General features: G+C 58.2%; 28 protein-coding genes and 3 tRNA genes. 9 read left to right on the forward strand and 22 right to left on the reverse strand.

Annotated features, from left to right (window positions below):
• Positions 1 to 63: 63 nt before the first annotated feature.
• From VCA57_RS19670 to VCA57_RS19685, 4 genes are all read left to right on the forward strand, one after another.
• On the forward strand, positions 64 to 672 hold the full coding sequence (locus VCA57_RS19670) for a hypothetical protein (protein ID WP_411186808.1): 609 nt from the start codon (positions 64 to 66) through the stop codon (positions 670 to 672).
• A gap of 104 nt (positions 673 to 776) precedes the next feature.
• Entirely contained in the window at positions 777 to 1,061 is a 285-nt protein-coding gene (locus VCA57_RS19675) for a helix-turn-helix domain-containing protein (RefSeq protein WP_411186810.1), read from the forward strand.
• Positions 1,061 to 1,540 carry a hypothetical protein gene (locus VCA57_RS19680; RefSeq protein ID WP_411186812.1) on the forward strand — a complete coding sequence of 160 codons (480 nt, stop codon included), beginning with the start codon at positions 1,061 to 1,063 and terminating at the stop codon, positions 1,538 to 1,540. Before VCA57_RS19675 ends, VCA57_RS19680 begins: the two co-directional genes overlap by 1 nt.
• 2 nt (positions 1,541 to 1,542) lie before the next feature.
• The gene (locus VCA57_RS19685) at positions 1,543 to 3,960 is read left to right on the forward strand and encodes a DUF3987 domain-containing protein (protein ID WP_411186814.1); all 2,418 of its coding nucleotides are present in this window, start codon (positions 1,543 to 1,545) and stop codon (positions 3,958 to 3,960) included.
• A 545-nt stretch (positions 3,961 to 4,505) separates the two neighbouring features.
• On the opposite strand, the gene VCA57_RS19690 is transcribed toward VCA57_RS19685, so the two are convergent.
• The 14 genes from VCA57_RS19690 to VCA57_RS19755 form a co-directional block, all read right to left on the reverse strand.
• Positions 4,506 to 4,916 (reverse strand): hypothetical protein, encoded by a 411-nt coding sequence (locus tag VCA57_RS19690; protein WP_411186816.1) that lies wholly within the window; start codon positions 4,914 to 4,916, stop codon positions 4,506 to 4,508.
• Positions 4,917 to 5,016: 100 nt separating this feature from the next.
• Positions 5,017 to 5,319 (reverse strand): hypothetical protein, encoded by a 303-nt coding sequence (locus tag VCA57_RS19695; RefSeq protein ID WP_411186818.1) that lies wholly within the window; start codon positions 5,317 to 5,319, stop codon positions 5,017 to 5,019.
• Positions 5,320 to 5,502: 183 nt separating this feature from the next.
• A complete protein-coding gene (locus tag VCA57_RS19700; RefSeq protein ID WP_411186820.1) occupies positions 5,503 to 5,769 on the reverse strand; it encodes a hypothetical protein in 267 nt (88 codons plus the stop codon).
• Positions 5,762 to 5,953 (reverse strand): hypothetical protein, encoded by a 192-nt coding sequence (locus VCA57_RS19705; RefSeq protein ID WP_411186822.1) that lies wholly within the window; start codon positions 5,951 to 5,953, stop codon positions 5,762 to 5,764. The genes VCA57_RS19700 and VCA57_RS19705 overlap by 8 nt, the downstream gene beginning before the upstream one ends.
• Positions 5,954 to 6,349: 396 nt before the next feature.
• A tRNA-Met gene (locus VCA57_RS19710) sits at positions 6,350 to 6,426 on the reverse strand.
• Positions 6,427 to 6,503: 77 nt separating this feature from the next.
• Positions 6,504 to 7,604: a redox-regulated ATPase YchF gene (gene ychF, locus VCA57_RS19715; RefSeq protein ID WP_411186824.1), complete on the reverse strand. Its 1,101-nt coding sequence runs from the start codon at positions 7,602 to 7,604 to the stop codon at positions 6,504 to 6,506.
• A gap of 32 nt (positions 7,605 to 7,636) precedes the next feature.
• On the reverse strand, positions 7,637 to 8,227 hold the full coding sequence (gene pth / locus VCA57_RS19720; RefSeq protein WP_411186826.1) for an aminoacyl-tRNA hydrolase: 591 nt from the start codon (positions 8,225 to 8,227) through the stop codon (positions 7,637 to 7,639).
• Positions 8,228 to 8,296: 69 nt separating this feature from the next.
• Positions 8,297 to 8,902, reverse strand: coding sequence for a 50S ribosomal protein L25/general stress protein Ctc (locus VCA57_RS19725; protein WP_411186828.1), 606 nt, complete (start codon positions 8,900 to 8,902; stop codon positions 8,297 to 8,299).
• Positions 8,903 to 9,015: 113 nt separating this feature from the next.
• Positions 9,016 to 9,957 carry a ribose-phosphate pyrophosphokinase gene (locus VCA57_RS19730; RefSeq protein ID WP_411186830.1) on the reverse strand — a complete coding sequence of 314 codons (942 nt, stop codon included), beginning with the start codon at positions 9,955 to 9,957 and terminating at the stop codon, positions 9,016 to 9,018.
• Between the two features lie 46 nt (positions 9,958 to 10,003).
• Positions 10,004 to 10,078: transfer RNA gene (locus tag VCA57_RS19735), tRNA-Gln, on the reverse strand.
• A gap of 52 nt (positions 10,079 to 10,130) precedes the next feature.
• A tRNA-Gln gene (locus tag VCA57_RS19740) sits at positions 10,131 to 10,205 on the reverse strand.
• Between the two features lie 39 nt (positions 10,206 to 10,244).
• Positions 10,245 to 11,120, reverse strand: a complete 876-nt coding sequence (gene ispE / locus VCA57_RS19745; protein WP_411186832.1) for a 4-(cytidine 5'-diphospho)-2-C-methyl-D-erythritol kinase — start codon at positions 11,118 to 11,120, stop codon at positions 10,245 to 10,247.
• A complete protein-coding gene (gene lolB, locus VCA57_RS19750) occupies positions 11,117 to 11,734 on the reverse strand; it encodes a lipoprotein insertase outer membrane protein LolB (protein WP_411186834.1) in 618 nt (205 codons plus the stop codon). The genes ispE and lolB overlap by 4 nt, the downstream gene beginning before the upstream one ends.
• On the reverse strand, positions 11,734 to 13,464 hold the full coding sequence (locus VCA57_RS19755; RefSeq protein WP_411186836.1) for a tetratricopeptide repeat protein: 1,731 nt from the start codon (positions 13,462 to 13,464) through the stop codon (positions 11,734 to 11,736). The genes lolB and VCA57_RS19755 overlap by 1 nt, the downstream gene beginning before the upstream one ends.
• A 187-nt stretch (positions 13,465 to 13,651) precedes the next feature.
• Between VCA57_RS19755 and hemA the strand changes: the two genes are divergently transcribed.
• The 5 genes from hemA to murI all read left to right on the forward strand — a co-directional run bounded on the left by hemA (position 13,652) and on the right by murI (position 18,527).
• Complete coding sequence (gene hemA, locus VCA57_RS19760; RefSeq protein WP_411186838.1) at positions 13,652 to 14,947, forward strand: glutamyl-tRNA reductase; 1,296 nt, start codon at positions 13,652 to 13,654, stop codon at positions 14,945 to 14,947.
• A 9-nt stretch (positions 14,948 to 14,956) separates the two neighbouring features.
• Positions 14,957 to 16,039 (forward strand): peptide chain release factor 1, encoded by a 1,083-nt coding sequence (gene prfA, locus VCA57_RS19765; protein WP_411186840.1) that lies wholly within the window; start codon positions 14,957 to 14,959, stop codon positions 16,037 to 16,039.
• Between the two features lie 86 nt (positions 16,040 to 16,125).
• Positions 16,126 to 16,959: a peptide chain release factor N(5)-glutamine methyltransferase gene (gene prmC, locus VCA57_RS19770; RefSeq protein WP_411186842.1), complete on the forward strand. Its 834-nt coding sequence runs from the start codon at positions 16,126 to 16,128 to the stop codon at positions 16,957 to 16,959.
• Between the two features lie 19 nt (positions 16,960 to 16,978).
• The gene (locus tag VCA57_RS19775) at positions 16,979 to 17,734 is read left to right on the forward strand and encodes a molybdopterin-synthase adenylyltransferase MoeB (RefSeq protein WP_411186910.1); all 756 of its coding nucleotides are present in this window, start codon (positions 16,979 to 16,981) and stop codon (positions 17,732 to 17,734) included.
• Positions 17,724 to 18,527 (forward strand): glutamate racemase, encoded by an 804-nt coding sequence (gene murI / locus VCA57_RS19780; protein ID WP_411186844.1) that lies wholly within the window; start codon positions 17,724 to 17,726, stop codon positions 18,525 to 18,527. Before VCA57_RS19775 ends, murI begins: the two co-directional genes overlap by 11 nt.
• A gap of 106 nt (positions 18,528 to 18,633) precedes the next feature.
• Here murI and VCA57_RS19785 read toward each other — a convergent pair whose 3' ends face one another.
• The 8 genes from VCA57_RS19785 to phrB form a co-directional block, all read right to left on the reverse strand.
• Positions 18,634 to 18,945: a YkgJ family cysteine cluster protein gene (locus VCA57_RS19785; protein WP_411186846.1), complete on the reverse strand. Its 312-nt coding sequence runs from the start codon at positions 18,943 to 18,945 to the stop codon at positions 18,634 to 18,636.
• A 177-nt stretch (positions 18,946 to 19,122) separates the two neighbouring features.
• A complete protein-coding gene (locus VCA57_RS19790; protein WP_411186848.1) occupies positions 19,123 to 19,650 on the reverse strand; it encodes a DUF2878 domain-containing protein in 528 nt (175 codons plus the stop codon).
• A complete protein-coding gene (locus VCA57_RS19795) occupies positions 19,643 to 20,917 on the reverse strand; it encodes a class I SAM-dependent methyltransferase (RefSeq protein ID WP_411186850.1) in 1,275 nt (424 codons plus the stop codon). Before VCA57_RS19795 ends, VCA57_RS19790 begins: the two co-directional genes overlap by 8 nt.
• The gene (locus VCA57_RS19800) at positions 20,904 to 21,704 is read right to left on the reverse strand and encodes a DUF1365 domain-containing protein (RefSeq protein WP_411186852.1); all 801 of its coding nucleotides are present in this window, start codon (positions 21,702 to 21,704) and stop codon (positions 20,904 to 20,906) included. The genes VCA57_RS19795 and VCA57_RS19800 overlap by 14 nt, the downstream gene beginning before the upstream one ends.
• Positions 21,704 to 22,951: an NAD(P)/FAD-dependent oxidoreductase gene (locus VCA57_RS19805; RefSeq protein ID WP_411186854.1), complete on the reverse strand. Its 1,248-nt coding sequence runs from the start codon at positions 22,949 to 22,951 to the stop codon at positions 21,704 to 21,706. The genes VCA57_RS19800 and VCA57_RS19805 overlap by 1 nt, the downstream gene beginning before the upstream one ends.
• The gene (locus VCA57_RS19810; RefSeq protein ID WP_411186856.1) at positions 22,948 to 23,727 is read right to left on the reverse strand and encodes an SDR family NAD(P)-dependent oxidoreductase; all 780 of its coding nucleotides are present in this window, start codon (positions 23,725 to 23,727) and stop codon (positions 22,948 to 22,950) included. Before VCA57_RS19810 ends, VCA57_RS19805 begins: the two co-directional genes overlap by 4 nt.
• Positions 23,724 to 24,146, reverse strand: a complete 423-nt coding sequence (locus tag VCA57_RS19815) for a nuclear transport factor 2 family protein (protein ID WP_411186858.1) — start codon at positions 24,144 to 24,146, stop codon at positions 23,724 to 23,726. Before VCA57_RS19815 ends, VCA57_RS19810 begins: the two co-directional genes overlap by 4 nt.
• The gene (gene phrB / locus VCA57_RS19820) at positions 24,143 to 25,582 is read right to left on the reverse strand and encodes a deoxyribodipyrimidine photo-lyase (RefSeq protein ID WP_411186912.1); all 1,440 of its coding nucleotides are present in this window, start codon (positions 25,580 to 25,582) and stop codon (positions 24,143 to 24,145) included. The genes VCA57_RS19815 and phrB overlap by 4 nt, the downstream gene beginning before the upstream one ends.
• Positions 25,583 to 25,593: the final 11 nt, after the last annotated feature.

Consider the following 25,593-nt stretch of genomic DNA (forward strand, 5'->3'; position numbering starts at 1 on the left):
CAGATTTTCTACTTGCCTGGCTAGCAGATTTGTTCAGTAGTTGGATCGCCTGGAGGGCGAACAATGAGCGAAGACGAAAAGGAAACATCCGAGCTGCGCCTTGGCTTGCAGGCCTGCTTGCAGCCTGGCTTTCACCTAGAGAAACAGTGGAACCCAGGTGTGAGTGTTGCCTCCCCTGAGGAGTTTCACCAATTCACGGCTCAACTCGCTAAGAGTTTACTGGAAACCAATTCTCCTGAGCACATCGCCACCATCGCAGCTCAGCACATAATCCTTTCGGATATGTCGAAATGCGTATTGGATAAGGCTAATGAGGGCTTAGTTAAGGCTCTTACAGAAACTGCTCTGAAGGCAGCACTTCTTGGGGCTTTCGCGCATAGAAAGAAGGCAGCCAAGAAGCGCATGGCTGGAGGGCTCGATGAGCGTAATAATCGGGCTGCGCTCATAGGAAGGGAGATTCAGCGTCATGCCGAGGAGCTTTGGTCCGCCGATACCGATAAGGAGTTCAAGGTTACAGATATGGCACGCTTGGTGAAGGACGCCGTGGAACGAGACTACTCGGAAGGGACACCTGGCCTTGATCGTATCAAGGTGTTGATTAGGCCTTTGGCCCCCCAATATGCGCGTGAAGGAGGTGCGCCCAAAGGCAAGCGCGCGCGCTCAAAACCATAGTGAGCGTAACGAGTATTAAGGTACTCGTTACGGCTGTGAATATTACTAACCCCTGCAATGCCAGATCATGACTCCTCCGAATCACACTCGTTGGAGTTAGACCCATGCCCACCAGCCAATCCACAGAGCTTGTAACGCTCAAAGCCGAGATCGCCGCGCAGATCGCCGCACAGCTCGGTTTTAATCCAAAGACCCCGCCCGTAAACGTAGATGACAAGTCAGCTGCCGCGGTGCTTGGGGTACAGACAAACACATTATCTGTCTGGCGCTCACTAGGTCGCTATAACCTGCCCTACGTCAAAATCGGGCGGTCGGTGAAATATCGAATCAGCGACCTTGCCGAGTTTATTGCAAACCGCACCGCCTGCAACACCGGGGAGGCCAGCTAATGGACGACTTCCAGCTGTTCGACGGTGTTGCATTCAGCTGCCTAGAAAATGAGCCGGCAACGATCCGCACCGGCCCTACGATTTATCTCGACCTACTCCCGCCATGCGCCTGCGGGTCACCCTCCGATGACACCCTGCTGAGCATCGTCTTTGCGTTGCTTGATGGTGGCTTTGCCGGAGTGCGCCAGCTAATTGGGGATGAGCTAAGTACAGCAACAAGCCTTCTGCTCACTGACTCCGACCTTGCGAGTGACAGGTCGATTTGGCTTTGGATTGACCCGGACAGCATTGAGGGTAAAACCATCATTGCCGTGCTGTGCAACATAAGAAGCGGCACATCCAAAACTGCTCAAGAGCTGGCTGACCATGCGATCCGCATTCTTGAATGCGCCTTTACAGAAGCCGGCCGCAAGGAGGAGTTTGGCGCTGCAGTACAGCGAATTTTGAAGAAGCGCCGCCATGAGGGGGCGAAGGAATGAGCATGCGACTTGATACCAATCAACATCAGGCGGCAACTGCGCAGTTTGACTACAGCAAAGTGCCCGAAGCTATGAAGCGCCTGCCGCGCTGGATCGGCTTCACCGACAAAAAGGTGCCGGTCGATCCCCTTACAGGGTTCAGGTTGGACCACACCGACGCCACCCGACATCTGACATTTGAAACGGCACACGCCGGCTATCTGGCCGGCCATTGTTTCGCCTTGGGCTTCTGTATCGTCGAGAGTGACGGTGTCAGCTGCGTTGACTTGGACAAGGTGCGCGGCAACCCTGAGCGCGAGCAGCGTGCAGCAGAGATCCTGCAAAAGATGCCCGGCTGGGTTGAGCGCAGTATGAGCGGCACAGGTCTGCACATCTGGGGTTATGGCGCGGGCAAGTCATTCAAAACAGCAGGCGGCCTAGAGTTCTACACCAACAAGCGCGCCATGCTAATCACCGGCAAGGTAATGCCGCAGTCCTTGGCCGCAGACCTGATCGACTTACACGCCGGCAGTCAGTGGCTTGCTACAACCTTCAATCAAAAAGCCGCGCCAGCGGCTCAACACCCAGCGGCACTGCAGCTAGGCCCGCCGCCATCCCATTTGTATCTTGTCGGTGCAAGAGAGCTAAACACCGAGGCCGCAGGCAATCTAAGCGCCGGTCACGGCGATGAGGCCGAGCGGGTCCGTAGCGCCCTTGCTGTGCTGCCTGCCGATGACTATGACGCATGGTGGCAGACGGGACTGGCCCTCTACCGATCCACGCTTGAGCCTCAACAGGCTTACACAATCTGGCTGGACTGGTCGGCAACCAGCACCGAGAAATTCAGCGAACAGGTTTGTCAGGATAAATGGGCCAGCTTCTCTACCTCGGGCCAACCAGCGTCAGCAATCACACTGGGCACAATCTTTCACCGCGCCAAGCAAGCCGGCTGGGCAGATGCAGCTCATGCCGCTCAACCATGGCGCACTCCGGATACCCTGCTGACTGAGCCACAGCCCGCGCCATATCCAACAGCGAGCTTGCCAACGCTAATGCGCGAGGCCGTCAAAGCCATTGCCCATCATGTTGACGCACCCGAAGCTCTGGCCGCGCAGTGCGTAATAGCGGCAGCGGCATACTTGGCTCAAACGCGAATCAACGCGCCGCACATTCATTACCCCGATGGCATGCCTTGTTCGCTTTATCAGATGGCGCTGGCCGACTCCGGCGACCGCAAGAGCGCTTGCTACCGCCTAGCCTTCAAGCCTCTGATGGAAGCAGAGCGGCAGGAGCGCGACCGGCACGCCGCCATCGAGGCAGAACACAACCTCCGGGCAAGCCTGCTGAAAGGCAAAGCCCTGCAGGATTTTGAGAACAACAACAGGCTGCCAGCCAATCCGCGCACCATGTACACCGATTCGACCTTTGAAAAAATTGCCAAGGACTTTGTAGCAGGTATGCCGGCCGCATCCTGGGCAACCGATGAAGGCGGTAGGGTACTGGGTGGCCACAGTATGCAGGCCGAAACTCGGGCGGCAACCCTAGGCGGACTGGTCAAGCTTTACGACGATGGCACTGTAGAGCGTGACCGGGCTGGCGAGAGTGGCGGCATAGCCTATGACCGCCGTTTCACCATGCACCTGATGGCTCAGGCCGTTACCGTCAGGGACGCGCTAAATGACCCGCTGCTGCAGGGGCAGGGTTTTCTGCCTCGTTTCCTGCTGACCTCGGCACCTTCGCTCGCCGGCACCCGATTCATCACCGCCGAAACACTGCAAAACTCGGCCTATAGGAATTCTGCCATTCAGCGTTACTGGCAGCGCGTGAAGGAGATTGCGGCAACGCCCCGGCACGTTGCTGAGACGGGCGCAGTTCGCCCACCCGTGATTGCCCTGGCGGCGGATGCGCTGCAAGTTTGGATAGATTTTTACAACAGGGTTGAGGCTGAGCAGAGCCGGGGTGGTGATTACGCTGGCCCTATAAAACCCTTTGCCAGCCGTGCCGGCGAAAACGCTCGCAGGGTTGCAGCAGTCTTTACCCTGTTTAATGGCGAGCAGGAGATAACCGGCCCCACCATGACCGCTGCCTGTGAAGTAGTCGAGCACTCGCTTGGCGAGTGGGCGCGCTGGCTGGGCGGCAGTGGTACGGAAACCAGAGACAACAGGGACGCACTCGACTTGCTGGCCTGGCTCAAAGCCAAGGGACTTGATTCAATTCATCGCGACAAGCTGGGCACCAGCGGCCCCGTTCGTGGCAGAGCCAAACAGCGTGACAAGCTGCTCGGCATCCTTCTGGAGGCGGGCTGGATGCGCAGTGCAGACGGTCGGAATTTTGAAGTTAATCCGCAGCCCCTTGCAGATTGTGCAGATTCCGCTGAAAGGCCCATTACACCAGGGGCAAGCAGTGCAGACCCCGTGCAGATCACTGCAGAGAAAGGCTAGCGCATGCAGCCCTTCGCCAAGCCCAGTAAACAATCTGCACGCTTCTGCAATCAGTCTGCAGCCCGAGGCCCAGCAGTTCCGGGGATTTCAGCGGAATCTGCACGGTCTGCAGTAGTCGGCACGCAGTCAACGCTCAGGCCTGGATGTGGCCACAAACTCAAGCGCTACCTGTAACCACCACCTGCAAATAATGATTTTGGAAGGAGCAAAGCCGTGTCTGCATACACCTCAAGACTGCTAAAGCAGATAGCCGCTCAGCGCATGCAGCAAAAGCCAGCGCCCAGCCAGGCAGAGACGTTCAGGGAAAAACACGATGCTTGGTTTGCCAGCCTGCCCCCGGCATCCAAGCACCGGCACTGGTCAATAGAGGAGATAGCCAGTGCGTTGAAGATTGCGCCCCGCGAGTTAAGCCAGACCTTGCTTGATGCTGGTTGGTTGCGAAAGCGAATATGGTTTGAGCGGAGCAAGGGGCAGGGACGGTATTTGCGGGTTTGGATACCTCCGCAAATTCATAAATTATGCGGAGAAGATATGACTCGATAACCCTAGTCAAATGCCCCATATATACTGGTCGGGCCTATCAGTTTTTCATAATTGCCGCTTTGAATGATTTTATCCTTATATAAATTCCCATCAGTAAAGTTATCAAACCACTCAAATTTTGTCCTGCCATCAAGATACTCAATGCGCACATAGTATTCAACGGCGCTGCCGGAGTTAGTGTATCCAGCGCCTATATGATGGCAAGATATAGGTATGCTCCCATTAATTACCTCTCCAGGATGGTTTTCAATAAACTTTTCTAGCCTTCCATCACAGTCAGATATCTCCCTCTCCTTTAATTTTTGGTTGCAGTTAAAATTGCGGATTGCCTGCTGTATGTAACCTAGAAGACCCATAAAAACCTCTTCGCCGAGCATGGAGGCGCTGGCTAAATTAAATTGCATGGCAATCACAAAAAATAATTCCTGCCTTGAGTAAAGTATTAGCTTGGGCAAATTGCTCGCATGCTACATGGACGTTCGCCTCCGGCGAAACTGTCGGCAAGCTAGTGGTTCATCTGCCCAGCCCAAATAGTAGGGCTGGAATGCATGGAGCAAAAATAACGAATAAATAAGCAAGGCCCTTATTTTTTTCTGCCCAGGCGTACATTGGGGAGCGGGATGAGACCACGAGCCATATGGCTAATGGGAATGTGATGAGCGGGCTTAGAAGCCACAAGCTACCGCCTGTACCGCCCGAGGCATCACCTTGAGTAGATTCAGTTATCGTATTCATCGGGTTTGCAGCAAGAATTATTTCGCATTGAACAAAGGCTAATGCTGCAGAGATAACTATTTTGATTTTGGATGTGTCCATGTTTTATGTGGCTCCTTGGTGGTGCCGTTCTAATTTATGGTTTTTAGTTATTGAGTTTATTGCGTATTTGAATGTCTGTGCATTCCTGCTGAGAGGAAGTGTAGCAAGTAGGAGTGACGTAAGTTTTCGGATAAGTATCTTAATAACTATGGTTGAATTTGGGAGAGGGTTTTTATGGGTTATTTAAGATTTCTGCTGCAGACTTAACCCTTTCTGTCCTATTTGCCAATTTTGAAAATCTAAGTCAGCCTTGCCAACGCCAGCTTTTCTCAGCCATTTGGCACACGAGTCAATCGAGCGCCATTGGCGCACATCACCGCGCCCAGTCATTAAGACCTTAGCCGTGCCCGTCGTTTTCGCCTCAACGTGAAACAGGCTGCCCTGTGCCGTGATAAAGATGGACTTGACCGCCCCGGCCTCCAGCAGCAACTTTAACTCGCGCTCATTCATCATCTCTATCCTCTTGGGGGAAAAGCTCCGCCTGGTCAGGTATCGACACCCCAATGCGCTCGCAATGCTGACGAATCAGCACCTCTACCAGATTGGCAATACTTCGATGCTCTTGGGCTGCCGCGATCCGCGCAGCCTCTTTCAATACCGGATCAATGCGCAGATTCAGTGTTGCCGTTTTCATTGAAGGCCTCGCTACACGATGTAATCACAATGTAACGCAGTTTGCGTTATCGGCAAGTGATTTCCCCGAAGTGATCTCGTAAGCCGACAAGCGGACAGATTGATACAGCCGAAAAATTTTCTTGGTGAATTGTGCGAGCAAGGGATAAGGGATACCCCTAAATTGCAATGGCCCCCCAGCGCCCTGCAGGGCCGGGTAATGATTCTTTGAGGCTAAGGCTGAGCCGTATAGGCCTTGATGAATTAGCGCGAGATTTGGCTGCTTAGCGTTGAGATGGCGCGTGATGCGCCGGGAGGAGGGGTGCAGATATTCGGCTAGATTTCTCGCCAGTGCTAGCCCGGTGATAGCCCGCTAAAACAAAAAAGGGCTTAGCTTTCGCTAAACCCTTGTTTTGTTTGGTGGCTACGCAGGGACTTGAACCCCGGACCCCAGCATTATGAATGCTATGCTCTAACCAGCTGAGCTACGTAGCCGAGTGGCGCGCATTATTCGCGTCTTGGGGGTTAGTGTCAACCCTTTCGAGCGAAAATTTCTGCGCGCGATCAAGCGCTTACACGTTAAAGCGGAAATGCATGACGTCGCCGTCTTTAACGATGTATTCCTTACCTTCCAGACGCCATTTGCCGGCTTCTTTGGCACCGGCTTCGCCTTTGTATTGGATGAAGTCGTTGTAGGCGATGACTTCGGCGCGGATAAAGCCTTTCTCGAAGTCGGTGTGAATCACGGCGGCAGCTTGCGGAGCTGTTGCGCCGACTTTGACGGTCCAGGCGCGCACTTCCTTCACGCCGGCGGTGAAGTAGGTTTGCAGGTTGAGCAGTTCGTAGCCTGCGCGGATTACGCGGTTCAGGCCGGGTTCTTCGAGGCCCAGGGCTTCGAGGAACATGTCTTTTTCTTCGCCGTCATCGAGTTCGGCGATTTCTGCTTCGATCTTGTTGCACACCGGTACGACGGGGGCGCCTTCGGCGTCGGCGATAGCTTGCACCACGTCGAGCAGGGGGTTGTTCTCAAAGCCGTCTTCGGCAACGTTGGCGATGTACATCACCGGCTTGCTGGTTAGCAGGTGAAAGCCGCGGATTATTTGTTTCTCGTCGTCACCCAGGGTCTTCATCAGGGTGCGTGCTGGCTTGCCTTCGCTGAAGTGGGGGATGAGTTTTTCCAGCAGGGCTTTTTGCGCGACAGCATCTTTGTCGCCACCTTTGGCATTGCGGGTGGTTTTCTGCAGTTGCTTCTCGCAGCTGTCGAGGTCGGCGAAGATCAGTTCGAGGTCGATGATCTCGATGTCGCGCTTGGGGTCGACGCTGTTGGCAACGTGGATCACGTTGTCGTCTTTGAAGCAGCGCACCACGTGGGCAATAGCGTCGGTCTCGCGGATGTTGGCGAGGAACTTGTTGCCCAGGCCTTCGCCTTTCGACGCGCCTTCTACCAGGCCGGCGATGTCGACGAATTCCATGGTGGTCGGCAGCACGCGCTCGGGCTTGACGATCTCGGCCAGTGCCTCAAGGCGCGCGTCGGGCATCGGTACGATGCCGCTGTTGGGCTCGATGGTGCAGAACGGGAAGTTCTCGGCCGCAATCCCGGATTTGGTGAGGGCGTTGAACAGGGTGGACTTGCCGACGTTGGGCAGGCCGACGATGCCGCAGTTGAATCCCATGGTGTGTCCCTCGCGCGAATGGCGGTAAAGAGTTAGGAGGAGGCTTTCTGGCTGTGCAGCTTGTGCATGGCTTTGCTCCAGTCGCCTGCGAGTATTTCTGGCAGGGTGCCTAGGGCAAAATCAATGCTGGTATCCAGCAGTTCCTGTTCGCTGCGTGGTGCGCGGCCGAGGACGAAGTTGGAGACCATGCTGCTGTGCCCGGGATGGCCAATGCCAAGCCGCAGGCGGTAAAAATTATTTTGGTTGCCGAGCTGGGCGATGATGTCGCGCAGCCCGTTATGCCCGCCGTGCCCGCCACCCAGTTTGAGTTTGGCGACGCCTGGTGGCATGTCGAGTTCGTCGTGAGCCACCAGAATGGCTTCCGGCGCAATGCGGAAGAAATTCGCCAGTGCCGCTACGGCTTGGCCGCTGCGGTTCATAAAGGTGGTGGGGATCAGTAGGCGAACATCGCGGCCTTGATGGCTGAATTTGCCAGTCAGGCCAAAATACTTTTTGTCGACGCTTAGGTTGATACGCTGGCTGTCAGCCAGGCGCTCAACGAAAAGGGCCCCTGCATTATGCCGGGTCTGGTCGTATTCAGGGCCGGGGTTACCCAGGCCAACGATCAGTTGTACGGCAGTCATGTCAGGAGCCCTTTTGTGGAAATAGCTCGGCAGAGTCGCATGCCGAGCTGGTTTCCGATACTGCGAGATTTACTCGGCAGCGTCTTCGTCTTTAGCAACGCGGGAGGCGTGGATGTTAGCCACTGCCAGGTCGTTACCGTGAGCCAGTGCAACCAGCTCAACGCCTTTCGGTAGTTTCAGGTCGGCCAAGTGAACGATCTGACCAACTTCAACGGCAGCCATGTCGACTTCGATGAATTCTGGCAGGTCTTTCGGCAGGCAGGTTACTTCTACTTCAGCGATAACGTGGGAAACTTCGCCGCCTTGCTGCTTCACGCCAACCGAAGTTTCTTGGTTGATGAAGTGCAATGGAACGATAGCAGTCAGTTTCTGGCCGGCGACAACGCGAACGAAGTCAGCGTGCATTACGTAGCCTTTGGCTGGGTGACGCTGCAGGGCTTTGATCAGGACGCTTTCGTTGCTGCCAGCTACGTTCAGGTTCAGAACGTGGCTGTAAGCGGCTTCGTTTTCCAGCAGTTTGGCCAGTTCTTTGGCCAGCAGGCTGATCGATTGTGGGGCTTTTTCGCCACCGTAAATTACGGCAGGAACCATGGCAACGTTACGACGCAGGCGGCGGCTCGCACCTTTCCCCAGGTCGGAACGCACTTCGGCATTCAGGGCAAATTCAACAGTCATTTCACTTCTCCAAAATAACCAAACCGTCCGTTACGCTTGCGACCAGCGACGGGACGGTTGGTTGAAAGGCCGTGCCATTAGGGCAGGGCGTTTGCGTCAGGGCGTGTTCTGAATTAACGGAACATCGCGCTGATCGATTCTTCATTGCTGATGCGGCGTACCGCTTCAGCGACTACCGGAGCAATATCCAGTTGGCGAATACGCGAGCAAGATTGCGCGGCAGCAGACAGCGGGATGGTGTTAGTTACCACCAGCTCGTCGAGTACGGATTTTTCGATGTTTTCGATGGCGCGACCCGAAAGGACAGGGTGCGTGCAGTAGGCAATAACCTTGGCTGCGCCATGTTCTTTCAGGGCTTTTGCCGCGTGGCACAGTGTGCCGGCGGTATCCACCATGTCATCGACCAGGATGCAGGTACGGCCTTCAACATCGCCGATGATGTGCATCACTTCGGAGTGGTTGGCTTTCTCGCGGCGCTTGTCGATGATCGCCAGGTCAACGCCCAGAGATTTGGCAACAGCGCGTGCACGCACTACGCCGCCGATGTCTGGGGAGACGATCATTAGGTTTTCAAAGCGCTGATCTTCAATATCGTCCACCAATACTGGTGAGCCGTAGATGTTATCTACCGGGATATCGAAGAAGCCCTGGATCTGATCCGCGTGCAGGTCGACGGTGAGAACACGGTCGATACCTACTACGGTGAGCATGTCGGCCACTACCTTGGCGCTAATTGCCACGCGAGCGGAACGCGGACGGCGATCCTGGCGGGCATAGCCGAAGTAGGGGATAACAGCAGTAATTCGGGTGGCTGAGGAGCGGCGGAAGGCATCAGCCATCACGACCAGTTCCATCAGGTTGTCATTGGTTGGCGCGCACGTCGGTTGAATCAGGAAGACGTCTTTACCGCGGACGTTTTCGTTGATTTCAATCATGATCTCGCCGTCGGAAAACTTACCGACAGAAGCATCACCGAGGGGAATGTGCAGCTGACGTACGATACGTCGCGCCAGATCGGGGTTAGCGTTCCCCGTAAAGACCATCATCTTGGACACGCGCAGTACCTGCCGGCTGAGGGTATACCTGGATGAGTACAGAAAATGGCAGGGGCGGCTGGATTCGAACCAACGCATGCCAGGATCAAAACCTGGTGCCTTACCGCTTGGCGACGCCCCTGTATCTTGTGTAACTGAGTGCTTTAAGTTGTGTATCCGCTCCAGGACGGAAATGGCAGGGGCGGCTGGATTCGAACCAACGCATGCCAGGATCAAAACCTGGTGCCTTACCGCTTGGCGACGCCCCTACATACAACCCGTAGCTTTTTACAACTAACCAACTTGAATCACTTCTTGGTCAATTTTTCCAGCTTGCGGTGCAACATCGAGATGTTACGGCCTTGGGCAGTAAAACTTGGCAAAGTGGCTGGAAGTTGGCGGGCGACTTTATCAGCATCGTCCTGGTTTGGGAAGCTCCCAAACACACAAGCTCCAGTGCCGGTTAATCGAGTTGGAACAAATTTGTTCAACAAGATCAAAGCGTTACGAACTTCTGGGTAACGCTTCTGAACTACCGGCTGGCAGTCGTTACGACCACCCCCCTCAAGAAGGCTGCGAACTTTAATGGGCGGCGTATCCCGTGTCAACTCGGGGTCAGAGAAAATTTCCGCAGTACTGACAAGCACTTGCGGAATTGCGACGAGAAACCAGGGTTCGTTCAGGGTCACCGGCTGCAGCTTTTCGCCTACACCTTCGGCAAAAGCCGCGTGGCCGCGCACGAATACCGGGACATCTGCGCCGAGCTGCAGACCTAGATCGGCGAGTTGGTCTTCGCTGCAGTCAAGCTGCCATAAGTGCTTGAGGCCGAGCAGGGTGGTTGCTGCGTCTGAGCTGCCGCCGCCAATGCCGCCGCCCATGGGCAGGCGTTTGTCGAGCCAGATGTCAGCGCCCAGCGGGCAGTTGGTTTGCTGTTGCAGTAGGCGCGCGGCCCGCACGATCAGGTTGCTGTCATGCGGTACGCCGTCGATAGGCGTATGTAGCTGGATCACACCATCTTGGCGCAAGGCAAAGCCCAGCTCATCGGCAAAATCGAGAAACTGAAACAGGGTTTGCAGTTCGTGGTAGCCGTCGGCGCGGCGACCGAGAATGTGCAACATTAGGTTGAGCTTGGCCGGTGCCGGCAGAATCAATTCGGCAGCGGCGGGAATTGCCGGGCTGCTCATTGACCGAGCTGGCGCGGTTGCCAGTCCTTGATCACCAGGGTGACTTGCAGATCAAAGCCGCTCAGCTTGATCCGTTCTGGCAGCCAGAAGCCATTCTGTTCGGTGTAGCTGAGGTACTCGACATTCCAGCCGTCCTGGCTCAGTTGGGCCAGATGGCTTTGGTTGTCGAGATTCAGGCGGCTTTTGCTGTCAGGGGCGGGCAGGCCGCGAATCCACCACAGTAGATGTGAAACCGGCAGGTTCAGGCCTAGTTGCGCTTGCAGCAGTTGTTCCGGTGATGCGGCTCGATAACGGCCCTGGTTGGCCACTTCCAGAAGGACATCGCCAGGACGGCCGGTCAGTCGGGCGGCACCGCGACCTAGCGGGCCGGACAAGCGAATGTCGTAGTAGTCCTGGCGCTGCAGCCAAAACAGGGTGCCGCTGCCTGAGTCTTTGGCGGCGCGAATACCCACTTTGCCATTGATCTGCCAGGCATCCAGGCTGCTGATTTGCTGTTTATGCGCCTGCCAGCTTTGCGCGTTGCCCTGGCCTTCGAGGGCTTCGCGGGAGGTCAGGCCGGCGCAGCCGGCGAGTAAGGTGATCAGGCTGAAAACTATCAGGTGGCGCGCAAGCATCAAAGCGTCTCTGCTCCGGTCAGGCGCAGCAAGGTGCTGCGCAGAATTTCACTGTCAGGCTGCTGTTTCAGGGCTTCGCGCCAGAGATCGAGCGCTTCCTTCTGTTTGCCTTGTGCCCACAACACTTCGCCCAGGTGGGCGGCCACTTCGTGGTCGGGGAATTCCTTCATGGCCTTGCGTAGCAGGCGTTCGGCTTCATCCAGGTTGCCCATGCGGTAATTGACCCAGCCGAGGCTGTCGAGAATGGCTGGGTCTTGCGGTGTGAGCTGGTGTGCCTGTTCGATCAGTTGTTTGGCCTCGGCGTAGCGCGTGGTGCGGTCTGCCAGGGTGTAGCCCAAGGCGTTTAGGGCCATGGCGTTGTCAGGTTCGCGTTCCAGGATAAAGCGCAGGTCTGCCTCAAGTCGGGCTAGGTCCCCGCGTTTTTCCGCCAGCATGGCGCGGGTGTAGAGCAGGTTGAGGTCTTCCGGGAACTGCTCCAATGCTTGTTGAATAACCTGCCAGGCGCGCTCGGTGTTGTGCAGCTTGGACCAGGCTTCCGCCTCGATCAGGTACAGCTGGATGGCGTAGTCGGGTTGGTTTTCGCGGGCCTGGTGCAGGCGTTCGGCGGCGTCATCTGCGCGCTGTTGTTTGAATAGCAGTTCCGTCTGACGGGCTTGGGCGGACAAGTAATCATTGCCGGGGCCGACTAGCGCGTATTCGATCAGGGCGCTGGGTGTGTCGCCGAGCTCTTCATAGGCGCGGGCCAGGTTGTAGTGCGCTGCATCGCTATGACTGCCGCGCTCAATCAGTTCTTCGAGGTAGACAATTGCTTCCTTCCAGGCCTGGGCTTCCAGGCAGACCAGCGCTAGGGAGAAGCGCAGGTCGTCGTCGTTAGGGTTTTGCTGCAGCAGCGAGGCAAACTCGCCCTTGGCATCGTCCAGGCGATTCTCGGCAACCAGCAGGCGGGCGTAGGTCAGGCGCAGGCGCTTGTCGTCCGGGTACTGGTTGATGGCTTTTTCCAGCAGAGGCAGGGCGTCGTCGTTGCGCTCCAGGCTTTGCAGCAGGCGTGCGTGCAGCAGAATCGAGGCAATCGGGCGGTTCTTGCTGGGTTGCTGCTCAAGAATCGCCAGTGCTTCCTCGGGGCGACCATCCTGTTGCAGTAACAGGGCTTTGCCGAATTGCAGTTGGTTGTTGTCCGGGTATTTCGCTTGCAGGCGATCAAAACTCTGCAGCAGCCCGGCGCGGGTGTCTGGGTCTGTTTCAGCAGCGGAGAGGGCGAGGAAGTCGAAATGCGTGTCGCCTTGGCGCTGCAGCACTTTTTCCATAAACGTCATGGATTCGTCGTAGCGGCCGGCGCGAGCCAGTTGCACGGCTGCAGCACGCAACGCGTCGATATTCTCAGGCGCGGTCTTGGCCCACAGCAGGCTGGTTTCCAGGGCTGGTTGCTCTGCGCCTAGGTATTCGGCTATGCGAAAACCGCGCTCGGCGACGCCAGCGTCCTGAGTGCTCTTGGCCTGCTGCACATAGTTGTCCAAGGCAATGTCGAAGCGATTGCGTTGGCCGGCTAGCTCTGCGGTCAGCAGCGATAGCAGGGTTTCTTCGCTGAACGAGCGATAAACCTGCGGCTGCGCGGGCGGCGCGACGACAGCTGGGTCTTCCACGGGTGGTGTGCCATCCGGGGCGGAGGGTGCAAACGTCTGGCAACCGCTTAAAAATGCAGCGGCAGTCAGCAAAGCTAAGGATCTATTCATAGGAAGAGTATGTGGCCAACCTGCGGGTTTGGGCATCATGACACAAGCGCCGAGGCAAGCCCATGGGCGGCCATGATCCTGAGTGAGTCGGATAAACCTGGCTATTAGGACAATAGGTCGCGGTAGTTGTTCTCGCTTTGCTGAAGTAGGACAATTGCCGGCTTCCACTCCCTGTCAGCGATCTTGCATGGCCTTTATTGCCCTCGGTATCAACCATAAGACCGCCTCGGTGGATGTCCGCGAACGCGTGGCTTTCACTCCCGAGCAGTTGGTTGAGGCTTTGCAGCAGCTTTGTCAGCGTACTAGCAGCCGTGAAGCAGCGATTCTTTCGACCTGCAATCGCAGCGAGCTGTACCTGGAACAGGACGAGCTGAGCGCCGACGAAGTCTTGGCTTGGCTGGCTAATTATCATCATTTGAGCCTCGAAGAGTTGCGTGCTTGCGCCTATATCCACGCCGATGACGAAGCCGTACGGCATATGATGCGTGTGGCCTCGGGGCTGGATTCCATGGTCCTTGGCGAGCCACAGATTCTCGGCCAGATGAAGTCGGCGTTTGCCGTGGCCCGTGAGGCCGGCACCCTCGGGCCGCTGCTTGGGCGCTTGTTTCAGGCGACTTTCAGTACCGCTAAGACCGTACGCACCGATACCGCCATTGGCGAGAACCCGGTCTCAGTCGCTTTTGCGGCGGTTAGCCTGGCCAAACAGATCTTTACTGATTTGCACCGCAGTCAAGCACTGCTAATCGGTGCGGGCGAGACCATCAGCCTGGTCGCCCGGCATCTGCACGATCAGGGCATCAAACGTATTGTGGTGGCCAACCGCACCCTGGAGCGCGCCAGCAATCTGGCCGAGCAGTTCGGTGCGCATGCGGTGTTGCTCTCGGAAATCCCTGACGAACTGGTTAACAGTGACATCGTCATCAGCTCTACTGCCAGCCAGCTGCCGATTCTCGGCAAAGGTGCCGTGGAGCGTGCGCTGAAGCAGCGTAAGCATAAGCCGATCTTTATGGTCGACATTGCCGTGCCGCGCGACATCGAGCCGGAAGTTGGCGATCTGGATGACGTCTACCTGTACACCGTTGATGACCTGCATGAGGTGATTGCGGAAAACCTCAAGAGCCGCCAAGGCGCGGCCGAAGCGGCTGAGGAGCTGGTCAGCGTTGGCGCTCAGGATTTTATGCAGCGCCTGCGCGAGCTGGCGGCGGTGGATGTGCTCAAGGCCTATCGGCAACAGGCTGAACGCTTGCGTGACGAAGAGCTGAGCAAGGCCTTGCGCCAACTCGGCAATGGCGCATCGGCCGAGGATGTACTGGCGCAATTGGCCCGTGGCCTGACCAACAAATTGCTGCATGCGCCCAGTGTGCAGCTGAAAAAATTCTCTGCTGACGGCCGCGTTGACGCGCTGGGTGTTGCTCAAGAACTGTTTGCCCTCGACGAGGGCGTGCCGCCTGCTTCTACCCATAGCAGCTCGGCTAATAAATAAAGGTCTGCAATGAAAGCGTCACTGATCAATAAACTCGACCTGTTGCAGGATCGTTTCGAAGAGCTGACAGCGTTGCTTGGCGATGGCGAAGTGATCAGCAACCAGACGCAGTTCCGCGCTTACTCCAAGGAATACGCCGAGATTGAGCCGGTTTACCAGGCCTTTAGCTCTTTCCGTAAGGTGCAAGGCGATCTTGAAGGCGCACAGGCGCTGCTCAAGGACAGCGACCCGGACATGCGTGAAATGGCCGAAGAAGAAGTCGCCGAGGCCAAACAACAACTGATTGAGCTGGAAGCCGCGCTGCAACGCATGCTGCTGCCCAAAGACCCGAATGACGGGCGCAACGTATTCCTTGAGGTACGTGCCGGCACCGGTGGCGACGAGGCGGCGATTTTCTCTGGCGACTTGTTCCGTATGTACTCGCGTTATGCCGAGAAGCAGGGCTGGCGGGTTGAGGTTTTGTCGGCGAGTGAAGGCGAGCACGGCGGTTATAAAGAAGTGATTGCCCGGGTTGAGGGCGATAACGTTTACGGCAAACTCAAATTCGAGTCCGGCGCGCACCGTGTACAGCGCGTGCCGGAAACTGAGTCGCAAGGCCGGATTCATACGTCTGCCTGCACCGTGGCGGTGTTGCCCGAGCCGGACGAGCAGATGGCCATCGATATCAACCCGGCCGACTTGCGTGTGGATACCTACCGCTCCTCGGGCGCGGGTGGCCAGCACGTTAACACCACCGATTCGGCGATCCGCATCACCCACATTCCCACCGGCACTGTGGTGGAATGCCAGGAAGAGCGTTCGCAGCATAAGAACCGCGCCAAGGCTATGGCCTGGTTGGCAGCTAAGTTGAAGGACCAGCAGGAAGCTGCCGCGCACAAGGAAATTTCCGATTCGCGCAAATTGCTGGTCGGCTCCGGCGACCGCTCCGAGCGCATTCGCACGTACAACTTCCCGCAAGGGCGAGTCACCGATCACCGCATCAACCTGACCCTGTATTCGCTCAACGAGGTGATTGCTGGCGGTGTTGAGGCGATCATCGAGCCATTGCTGGTTGAATACCAGGCTGACCAGTTGGCGGCGCTGGGCGACTGATTCGCGCTTCCGCGTAGCCCGGATGTAACCCGGGAGCGCCTGTTGAAGCCTGTCCCGGAGTGCATCCGGGCTACGGAATAAATGCCATGGCCACCATCGAATCCCTGCTTAACCAAGCCGCCTTACCCGACTCACCAACCCCGCGCTTGGACGCTGAGCTATTGCTCGCCCATGTGCTGGGCAAGTCGCGCAGTTACCTGCACACCTGGCCCGAGCGTGAGCTTGATGCGGCACAGCTTGAGCGTTATCAGGCGGCGCTGGCGCGGCGTCAGGCTGGCGAGCCGGTGGCGTATATCCTCGGTCAGCAGGGCTTCTGGAGCCTGGAGCTTGAGGTCGCTGAACACACCCTGATTCCGCGCCCGGACACTGAGTTGCTGGTGGAAACCGCCCTTACATTGCTGCCGGCCACACCTGCGGGTTTATTAGACCTTGGCACTGGCACGGGGGCGATTGCCCTGGCCTTGGCGAGCGAGCGCCCGGCCTGGCGGGTCACGGGCGTCGATCGTATCCCTGACGCGGTGGCTTTGGCTGAACGCAACCGTGAGCGGCTGCAGCTGGCGAATGCCAACTTTGTCGAGAGCCATTGGTTTAGCGCGCTGGCGGGCCAGCACTTCCAACTGATTGTCAGCAATCCGCCGTATATCGCCGCCGATGATCGCCATTTGGCCGAAGGCGATGTGCGCTTCGAACCGAGCAGTGCACTGGTGGCGGGTGCGGATGGCCTGGACGATATTCGCCTGATCATTGAGCAGGCTCCGGGCTATCTTGAAACGGCCGGCTGGTTGCTCTTGGAGCACGGCTTCGATCAGGCTGCAGCAGTGCGTGAGTTGCTCCGCGTTCGCGGTTTTAGCGCGGTGGAGAGCCGGCGTGACCTGGGCGGCCATGAGCGGATTAGTCTGGGCCGCTTCGATAATGAGTGATGCCATGAACCCGGAAGACATGCTGAATGATGAGGAGCTGCTGCGTTACAGCCGGCAGATCCTCTTGCCCCAGATCGATATCGACGGTCAGTTGCGCCTCAAGCACAGCCGCGCGCTAATCATTGGCCTGGGCGGGCTGGGCTCGCCGGTGGCGCTGTATCTGGCTGCAGCAGGCGTTGGCGAGTTGCATTTGGCAGATTTTGATACGGTCGACCTGACCAATCTGCAGCGGCAGATCATTCATGACACCGCCAGTATTGGCCACAGCAAGGTCGATTCGGCGAGCCAGCGTCTGCTGGCAATTAATCCGCAGTTGCGCTTGCAGGCGCATCGCCAAGGGCTGGACAGTGACTCGCTGGCTGCCGCTGTAGCGGCGGTCGATGTGGTGCTGGATTGTTCGGATAACTTCAGCACCCGCGAAGCGGTCAATGCCGCCTGCGTGGCGGCCAAGGTGCCGCTGGTCAGCGGTGCGGCCATTCGCTTGGAGGGGCAGCTGGCGGTGTTCGATCCGCAGCGTGATGACAGCCCCTGTTACCACTGCATTTACGGGCATGGCAGTGAAGCCGAGTTGACCTGCAGCGAAGCCGGTGTGGTTGGCCCGCTGGTGGGTTTGGTCGGTAGTTTGCAGGCGCTGGAGGCCTTGAAGTTGCTGGCGCAATTTGGCGAGCCGCTGGTCGGGCGTTTGCTGCTTATTGATGCCCTCGGTAGCCGCTTCCGTGAGCTGCGGGTCAAGCGCGATCCGGGTTGCAGCGTGTGTGGCAGCCATGCCCAGTAAGCCATTAAGGAACGCGCCGATTGGCGTATTCGATTCCGGCGTCGGTGGCTTGTCGGTGCTGCGTGAGATTCGCAGTTTATTGCCCAACGAATCGTTGCTGTATATCGCCGACAGCGGCCATGTGCCCTATGGCGAAAAGAGCCCTGAGTTTATCCGCGAGCGTTGCCGGGCGCTGGCTGAGTTCCTCCTTGCGCAAGGCGCGAAGGCGCTGGTGCTGGCCTGTAATACCGCTACGGTAGCCGGAGTTGCCGAGTTGCGTGAGTTTTACCCGCAGCTGCCGTTGGTGGGCATGGAGCCTGCGGTTAAGCCGGCAGCTGCCGCTACCCAGAGCGGCGTGGTCGGCGTGCTGGCCACCACCGGTACGTTGAAAAGCGCCAAATTCGCCGCCTTGCTCGACCGCTTTGCCAGCGATGTGCGGGTGATTACCCAGCCTTGTCCGGGGCTGGTCGAGCGCATCGAAGCGGGCGAGTTGGAGAGCGCCGCCACTCGCGAGCTGTTGCAGGGCTATGTCGCGCCGCTATTGGCTGAGGGCTGCGATACGCTGATTCTCGGCTGTACCCATTACCCTTTTCTCAAACCGCTGCTGCGCACCATGGTGCCCGACTCGGTCAGCCTGATCGACACCGGCGCAGCCGTGGCGCGCCAGGTGCAACGGTTACTTGCAGAGCGTGATCTGCTGGCAACTGGGCCGGCGCAGCCTGCGCAGTTTTGGTCCAGCGCCGAACCACAGGCCATGCAGCACGTGCTACCCCAGCTTTGGGGTGAGGCTGTACAGGTCTGCGCATTGCCGTAGTGGGTTTAGCCATGACCTATCACCCTGCATTGCTGCATGAGGTTCTAGCGAGGCGGCGTTAAAAAACGCCAGTGATCTGCAGTTGTATCTCAGCTAGAAGGCACGCTTAGCGGTAGATACTGGCCATGAATTGGCGCTCATCCAGGCATTCGGGCGATGCAGTTTCGAATTCGCGGCAGATCAGCGGGCGCACTTCGTAGATGGTGCAGCGCATGCTGTTGCGGTCCAGTGCTGCGCACCAGCCATCGTCCAGGCGCAGCATCACTTCGCCGCCCCAGTCATCGGTATCGATAAAGCGTTTAGGCACGCCGGTATCGGTGATCAGCATGACTTCCAGTTGGCAGCAGCAGGCCGCACAGTTGCTGCAGCTGACGGCTGGTTCGCTTGGAAGTTGGGTGTGCGGGATCTGTTGGCTCATGCCGCGCAGTGTACGCCATCGGCGTTATGGCGAAGCCTGCAGCCGACGTAGGACGGGTGATTTTTTATCCATCCAGCGAAGCCTGCGCGCGCTGTAGCCCGGATAAAATCCGGGAATGCAGTCTATAGCCACCATCGCTGCCCCGGATTGCATCCGGGCTACAAGAAACTTACCAACCTAAGCCGACTGGCGAGTACGCAGGCTTTGTTCGTATTGGCTGCGATAGAGTTTGGCGAAGCCGTGCAGCACGGGCATCACTACGGCCCAGATTGCGCCGATCAGTAGCAGGGTCTGCCAGGTGCCATAAGGCAGGCCGACGCCGGCTATTTGTGCGCCGCCGTAATAGGACAGTGGTGCGCCGATGGTCCCTAGCAGGCTGCCGTGCCACCAGGGTTGTGCCGTCCAGGCCAGGCAATGATTGAGGGTTGTTGCCAGGAGCAGCCACAGGCAGGCCAGCCACAGCGGAATCAAGGTACGTGGCTCGCCGAAATCAAACACTCCGAGGTTAAGCAGAAAGCTGTCCAGCGCGCTGCCGGCGATAAACACGCTGACCAGCAACTTGCCCTCGGCTGCCCAACTGCTGGTCCACAACAGATGCACCGCCAACACACCGGCAACAATCAGCAGCCACAGGCTGTCGCCGCCGAATATGCAGGCGAACCAGCCGAGCTGAAACAGTAGGGTGTTGGCGATCAATTTAGGCATCAATATTCCCTAATAACGGAGCCGGACGTGCTGCTGGTTTGGCCAGCAGCAGTTGCGCGGTGCCGATGGTGCGCTCGATAAAGCCGCCCTCGCAATAGCACAGGTAGAACTCCCACAGGCGGAAGAAGTAGTCGTCGTAGCCCTGCTGCTCCAGCTTGTGCCGTGCCTGGCGCAGGTTGTCGTGCCAGATGCGTAGGGTACGGGCGTAGTGCAGGCCGAAGTCTTCCAGGTGATGCAGGTTCATGTCGGTTTTGCTGGTGACGATTTCCAGCATCTTGTTGACTGATGGCAGCGCGCCGCCGGGGAAGATATAGCGCTGGATAAAGTCCACAGCGCTTTTTGCCTGCTCATAGCGCTGGTCACGAATGGTGATGGCTTGCAGCAGCATCAGCCCGTCGGGTTTCAGCAGGTTGGCGCATTGCTCGAAGTAGGTGGGCAGGAAGCGGTGGCCCACGGCTTCGATCATCTCGATCGAGACCAGCTTGTCGTACTGCCCGCTGAGGTCGCGGTAATCCTCTAGCAGCAGGGTGATTTGTCCTTGCAGGCCGCGCGCCTGGATGCGTTGTTCGGTGTAGGCGAACTGCTCGCGGGACAGTGTGGTGGTGGTGACTTTGCAGCCATAGTGAGTCGCCGCATAGATCGCCATGCTGCCCCAGCCGGTACCGATTTCCAGCAGGTGGTCGCTGGGTTTCAGGGCGAGCTTTTGGCAAATGCGCTCAAGTTTGTTCAGCTGCGCCTGCTCCAGGCTGTCGTCGGCGCTGCGGAACATGGCGGCTGAGTACATCATGCTGGGGTCGAGGAACTGCTCGAACAGGTCGTTGCCCAGATCGTAGTGTGCCGAGATGTTCTTGCGCGAGCCCTTACGCGTGTTGCGGTTGAGCCAGTGCAGGCCTTGGATCAACGGGCGGCCTAGCTGGGCCAGGCCGCTTTCCATGGCGTCGAGGACGTCGAGGTTGCTGACGAATACACGGATTACCGCTGTCAGGTCTGGGGTGGTCCAGTAACCGTGGATATAAGCCTCGCCTGAGCCGATCGAGCCGTTGCCCGCCACCAAACCCCAGACCGCGCCATCCAATACCTGAATTTCGGCGCAGAGGCTGGAGTGAACGTCGCCGAACTGCATGCGTTCTTCACCTTCGACGATCACCAGTTGCCCATGGCGCAGTTGCTTTAGCTGGCGCATAACCGCTCGGCGTAACAGGCTGGCACCGATGCCACTGCCGGCGCGAACGCTGTCCTTGGCTGAAACAAGGTTAGGAGTCTTCATGGGGCGCTTCCTTTGATGCGGGACGGGCAACGCGGAAATCACCTTCAGCGGCCCGATGGGTGAATAGGGGGATACGTTTGAGCAGTAAGCGCAGGGCTTGCCAGTAGATGGCTGCGACGGTTTTGCCGGTCATCCAGGGGAACTGCAGCAGGTAGCGATGCAGGCTGGCGCGGGTTAGTTCTGTGCGCTGCAGGCTGAGGCTGGCGTCGAAGACTTTCTCATCCGCCTGCCAGTCGGCCATATGAATACCCAGGCGCTCGCTAGCCGGGCTGAAGCTCATGCGGTATTCCAGGTCACGCGGCAGAAACGGCGATACGTGAAACGCTTTGGTGACGGCCACGTGCTGATGGCCTGTGCCTGCAGCCGGTATTACATAGTGGTAGCGCTCACGGAACGGCGTGTTACTCACTTCGCAGAGAATCGCCGCCAGGCTGCCATCGGCCTCATGGCAGTAGAAAAAACTAGCCGGGTTGAACGCCAGCCCCCAACTGCGCGCCTGGGTCAGCAGGCAGATGTGGCCCAATGGCGTGCGCCCTAGTGCCTCGCTGACACGTTGGCGCACCGCGTCAATCAAACGCATGCCGGCACTGGTGAACTGCGGCAGGTAATCGGTTTCGCGAAAGGCGAACGGCGCAAAGCGCCCACGGCCGGCCAGCGGTGACAGGGCGAGCACCTGTTCTTGCTCGCTCAGGTCCAGGTACAGCAAGCCCATGCGGTAGCGAAAGTTGTGCTGGCGCGGGGTAAAGCGTCGGTGCTGCACCCAGCCGCTATACAGGGCACTGTTCATCACAGTGATTCGCCAAATTCACGGGCCACGCGCAGCGCACTGACCACGCCATCTTCATGAAAACCGTTGGCCCAGTAAGCGCCGCAGAAGTAGCTGTGATTGGCACCGAGCAGCTCTTGCCAGCGCGCTTGCGCCGCCATGCCGGCCAAGCTGTATTGCGGATGGGCATAGGTATAGCGCGCGAGAATCTTGCTCGGGTCGATAAAGGCGGTCTGGTTCAGGCTGACGCAGAAGGTGGTGTCGCTCTGGATGCCCTGCAGAATATTCATGTCATAGGTCACCGCCGCTGATTGGCCAACCGGGCCCCCCAAGCGGTAGTTCCAGCTGGCCCAGGCCAGTGGCCGTTTTGGCAGCAGGCGGGTATCGCTGTGCAGCACTACGTCGTTGTCGGCATAGGGCAGCGCGCCGAGGATTTCTTGCTCGACATGCGTCGGTTCGGCCAGTAGCGCCAGAGCCTGGTCGCTGTGACAGGCGAACACCACTTTGTCGAAGCGCTCAGTTCCCTGGGCGCTGTGCAGGGTGACGCCATTGCTATCACGCTCGACTCGGCTGACCGGGCAGTTGAGGCGGATATGTTGCTTGAACGATTGCGTCAGTGGCGCGATGTAGCTGCTGGAGCCGCCCTCAACCACGCACCACTGCGGACGATCACTGACTGACAGCAGGCCGTGATTTTTGAAGAAGCGCACGAAGAACTGCAGCGGGAAGCCGAGCATATCGTTGAGCGACATCGACCAGATCGCTGCGCCCATGGGCACGATGTAATGCTCAATAAAGCGTTTGCTGTAGCCCTTGGCCTTGAGGTAATCGCCCAGGGTCAGGTCGCTGGCGATGCGTTGCTGGTTCAAATCGTCCAGCGCTTCGCGGTTAAACCGCAGGATATCGCGCACCATGCCCCAGAACTTCGGTGATACCAGGTTGCTGCGCTGGGCGAACAGGCTGTTGAGGTTATGCCCGTTGTATTCCACGCCGCTGATCGGGTCACACACCGAGAAGCTCATCTCGGTGTCCTTGAAGCCCACGCCCAGTTGGCTGAGCAGGCGGATAAAATTCGGGTAGGTCCAGTTGTTGAACACAATAAAACCGGTGTCCACCGCATGGTGCTGGCCATCGACCTGTACATCCACGGTATGGGTGTGCCCGCCAATCCAGTCGCCGGCCTCGAATACAGTGATGTCATGCTGGCGGTTAAGCAGGTAGGCGCTGGTTAAACCGGCGATACCGCTGCCGATAATGGCAATTTTCATAGGCTGTCCTTGGTCTTGGCTTCAGTGCGGGCCATGCGCGCGCCGAGGGCTACCTGCCAGCGTTTGGGCAGGCAGCCAAGCAATTTGAGAATGGCGATAAAGGGGCCGGGAAAGGCGATTTCAAAAGGCTGGGCTGCCAGGCGCTCGGCGATATAGCGGGCGGCTTTATCCACCGGCCAGCGCATGGGCATGGGGAAGTCGTTTTTCTGCGTCAGTGGCGTGTCGACAAAACCGGGGCTGACCAGGGTGACGGCAATATTCTCGGCGCGCAGGTCGATGCGCAGCGCTTCCATCAAGTAGCGTATGGCGGCCTTGGAGGCACCGTAGGCCTCGGCGCGCGGCAGCGGCATAAAGGTTACCGAGCTGCCTACGCCGACCAGATGCGGGCGATGGCCCAAGCGCAGCAAGGGCAGGGCGGCTTCGATGCAGTAGCTTGTAGAGAGCACGTTGGCGCGTATCACCCGCTCGACCATCGCCGCTTCAAAGGCTTTGACCTCGACATATTCGCAGGTGCCGGCATTGAGGATGGCGCAATCCAGGGCGCCCCAGACCTGCGCAATGTGCTCGCCGATGGCCTGTACTTGCGTCGCATCGCTGAGATCACCGGCGACCACCAATACCTGCTGCGGATAGCGTTTGGCCAGGTCCTGCAAGGCCTCAAGGGTGCGCGCACTGATTGCCAGGCGATGACCTTGTTGCAGCAGTTGTTCGGCCAGTGCAGCGCCGATACCGCTACTGGCTCCAGTGAGCCAGATCCGTCGTGCGTTCGCGTTCATGCCAATCTCCGTTTTAGCCAGCGAATTACCGATCCGAGCACGGGCAGGTGCTCATAGAGCAGGCTGCCAGCGTCGAAGTAGTCACGGTGACGATAGACCTTGCTGTGCCATAGCAGGTGCGAGCAGCCCTCCACGCGGATCAATTGACCTTTAGCCAGGCGTGGGTGGCGGTAGCTCATGGTCCAGCGCAGGTAGCCTTCACCCTCGCGCACTTGGTCAAAACCATAGAAGTCGAAGCGCAGTTCGCTGACGTTGGCGTACATCTCGGCGAAGTAGCGCTGCATATTGGCCAGCCCGCGTACTTCATGCAGTGGGTCGCAAAACAGCGCGTCGTCGCTGTAGAGCTGGCCCAGGCGGTCGAGGTTATTTTTATTCAGCCCGGCAAAGTCCTGGGCGAATTGACGCAGGAAGTCGCTCATAGCGCCTCCGTACCCGCAAAGTGCGGCAGGCTCTTGAACGCGGCCAGTGCACGTGTGCGGCTCTTGCTCAGGTCGACAATCGGCGTGGCGTAGTCGGCAATGCCGAACAAGCCGCCCATGGCCGCCGGGTTATGAATATTGGTTTTGTTCAGGCCCACCAGCTCCGGCAGCCACTGGCGGATAAAGCGGCCGTCCGGGTCGAACTTCTGCGACTGGCTAAGCGGGTTGAAAATACGGAAGTAGGGCGCTGAGTCGGTGCCGGTGGATGAGCTCCATTGCCAGCCACCATTATTCGCCGCCAAATCACCGTCGATCAGGTGACGCATAAAAAAGCGCTCGCCTTCACGCCAGTCGATCAGCAGGTTCTTGGTCAGAAACATCGCCACGATCATCCGTAGACGGTTGTGCATCCAGCCGGTGGCCAGCAGTTGGCGCATCGCCGCATCAATAATCGGAAAGCCCGTACGGCCTTCTTGCCAGGCTTTCAGTTCCAGTGGCGCGTTACGCCAGGCCAGCGCCTCGGTTTCCGGGCGGAAGGCGCGGTGCATAGACACGCGCGGGTAGCCGACCAGAATGTGCTTGTAGAACTCGCGCCAAAGCAGCTCGTTAATCCAGGTCACCACGCCGACATTGCCGCTGTCGAATTCGCCCTGATTGGCGGCCAGCGCGGCATGCAAGCATTGGCGTGGCGAGATAACACCGGCAGCCAGGTAGGCCGAGAGCTGGCTGGTGCCGGGCTTGGCCGGAAGGTCGCGGGCCGTTTGGTAGAAGTCGATCTGCTCTGCGGCGAAGTCATCCATGCGCCGCTGCGCCTCGGCTTCACCGGCCGGCCAGAGCTGTCGCAGAGTTTCACTGGGTGTAGAAAAGCCAGCGATCTGCTCGGGAACGACATCGCCAGTGATCGCCAGCGATGCCTGCGTCTTGGGTGTGGCGACCCGCGCCGGCAGGGCCGTGTGCAGGCGCTGATAGCAGACCTTACGGAATTGGCTGTAGACCTGGAAGTACGTGCCGGATTTGGTCAGCACGCTGCCGGGTTTGAAGAACAGCTGGTCCAGATGGCTATTGAAATTGCCCCCTATTCCATCCAGCGCATTGGCCACGGCCTGGTCGCGACGGCTTTCGTGCACGCCGTACTCTTCGTTGACCTGCACGGCGCTGATTTGCAGTTGTTGACACAGCTCCGCGATGACCTGCGGTGCGGCGCTCCAGTCGTCAGCCTCACGTAGCAACAGCGGTACATTTAGCTTGCCCAGTTCGGTGGCCAGCTCCTTGAGGTTACGCAGCCAGAAATCGACTTTGCTCGGCGCATCGTCATGCATCAGCCACTGCCCGGGGCTGATCAGATACAGCGCCACAGTCGGGCCGCTGGCCATGGCGGCGGCCAGGGCACTGTTGTCTTGTACCCGCAGGTCGGTGCGGAACCACATCAATTGCAGCATGTTGAATC

It is taken from the genome of Pseudomonas sp. (assembly GCF_046581935.1).
Lineage (GTDB): Bacteria > Pseudomonadota > Gammaproteobacteria > Pseudomonadales > Pseudomonadaceae > Aquipseudomonas.

Bases quoted from the DNA above. Each gene is read 5' to 3' on its own strand.
- VCA57_RS19670 (WP_411186808.1), top strand. From the start codon at position 64: ATGAGCGAAGACGAAAAGGAAACATCCGAGCTGCGCCTTGGCTTGCAG.
- VCA57_RS19675 (WP_411186810.1), top strand. From the start codon at position 777: ATGCCCACCAGCCAATCCACAGAGCTTGTAACGCTCAAAGCCGAGATC.
- VCA57_RS19680 (WP_411186812.1), top strand. From the start codon at position 1,061: ATGGACGACTTCCAGCTGTTCGACGGTGTTGCATTCAGCTGCCTAGAA.
- VCA57_RS19685 (WP_411186814.1), top strand. From the start codon at position 1,543: ATGCGACTTGATACCAATCAACATCAGGCGGCAACTGCGCAGTTTGAC.
- VCA57_RS19695 (WP_411186818.1), bottom strand. From the start codon at position 5,319: ATGGACACATCCAAAATCAAAATAGTTATCTCTGCAGCATTAGCCTTT.
- VCA57_RS19700 (WP_411186820.1), bottom strand. From the start codon at position 5,769: ATGAATGAGCGCGAGTTAAAGTTGCTGCTGGAGGCCGGGGCGGTCAAG.
- VCA57_RS19705 (WP_411186822.1), bottom strand. From the start codon at position 5,953: ATGAAAACGGCAACACTGAATCTGCGCATTGATCCGGTATTGAAAGAG.
- ychF (WP_411186824.1), bottom strand. From the start codon at position 7,604: ATGGGATTCAACTGCGGCATCGTCGGCCTGCCCAACGTCGGCAAGTCC.
- pth (WP_411186826.1), bottom strand. From the start codon at position 8,227: ATGACTGCCGTACAACTGATCGTTGGCCTGGGTAACCCCGGCCCTGAA.
- VCA57_RS19725 (WP_411186828.1), bottom strand. From the start codon at position 8,902: ATGACTGTTGAATTTGCCCTGAATGCCGAAGTGCGTTCCGACCTGGGG.
- ispE (WP_411186832.1), bottom strand. From the start codon at position 11,120: ATGAGCAGCCCGGCAATTCCCGCCGCTGCCGAATTGATTCTGCCGGCA.
- lolB (WP_411186834.1), bottom strand. From the start codon at position 11,734: ATGCTTGCGCGCCACCTGATAGTTTTCAGCCTGATCACCTTACTCGCC.
- VCA57_RS19755 (WP_411186836.1), bottom strand. From the start codon at position 13,464: ATGAATAGATCCTTAGCTTTGCTGACTGCCGCTGCATTTTTAAGCGGT.
- hemA (WP_411186838.1), top strand. From the start codon at position 13,652: ATGGCCTTTATTGCCCTCGGTATCAACCATAAGACCGCCTCGGTGGAT.
- prfA (WP_411186840.1), top strand. From the start codon at position 14,957: ATGAAAGCGTCACTGATCAATAAACTCGACCTGTTGCAGGATCGTTTC.
- prmC (WP_411186842.1), top strand. From the start codon at position 16,126: ATGGCCACCATCGAATCCCTGCTTAACCAAGCCGCCTTACCCGACTCA.
- VCA57_RS19775 (WP_411186910.1), top strand. From the start codon at position 16,979: ATGCTGAATGATGAGGAGCTGCTGCGTTACAGCCGGCAGATCCTCTTG.
- murI (WP_411186844.1), top strand. From the start codon at position 17,724: ATGCCCAGTAAGCCATTAAGGAACGCGCCGATTGGCGTATTCGATTCC.
- VCA57_RS19785 (WP_411186846.1), bottom strand. From the start codon at position 18,945: ATGAGCCAACAGATCCCGCACACCCAACTTCCAAGCGAACCAGCCGTC.
- VCA57_RS19790 (WP_411186848.1), bottom strand. From the start codon at position 19,650: ATGCCTAAATTGATCGCCAACACCCTACTGTTTCAGCTCGGCTGGTTC.
- VCA57_RS19795 (WP_411186850.1), bottom strand. From the start codon at position 20,917: ATGAAGACTCCTAACCTTGTTTCAGCCAAGGACAGCGTTCGCGCCGGC.
- VCA57_RS19800 (WP_411186852.1), bottom strand. From the start codon at position 21,704: ATGAACAGTGCCCTGTATAGCGGCTGGGTGCAGCACCGACGCTTTACC.
- VCA57_RS19805 (WP_411186854.1), bottom strand. From the start codon at position 22,951: ATGAAAATTGCCATTATCGGCAGCGGTATCGCCGGTTTAACCAGCGCC.
- VCA57_RS19810 (WP_411186856.1), bottom strand. From the start codon at position 23,727: ATGAACGCGAACGCACGACGGATCTGGCTCACTGGAGCCAGTAGCGGT.
- VCA57_RS19815 (WP_411186858.1), bottom strand. From the start codon at position 24,146: ATGAGCGACTTCCTGCGTCAATTCGCCCAGGACTTTGCCGGGCTGAAT.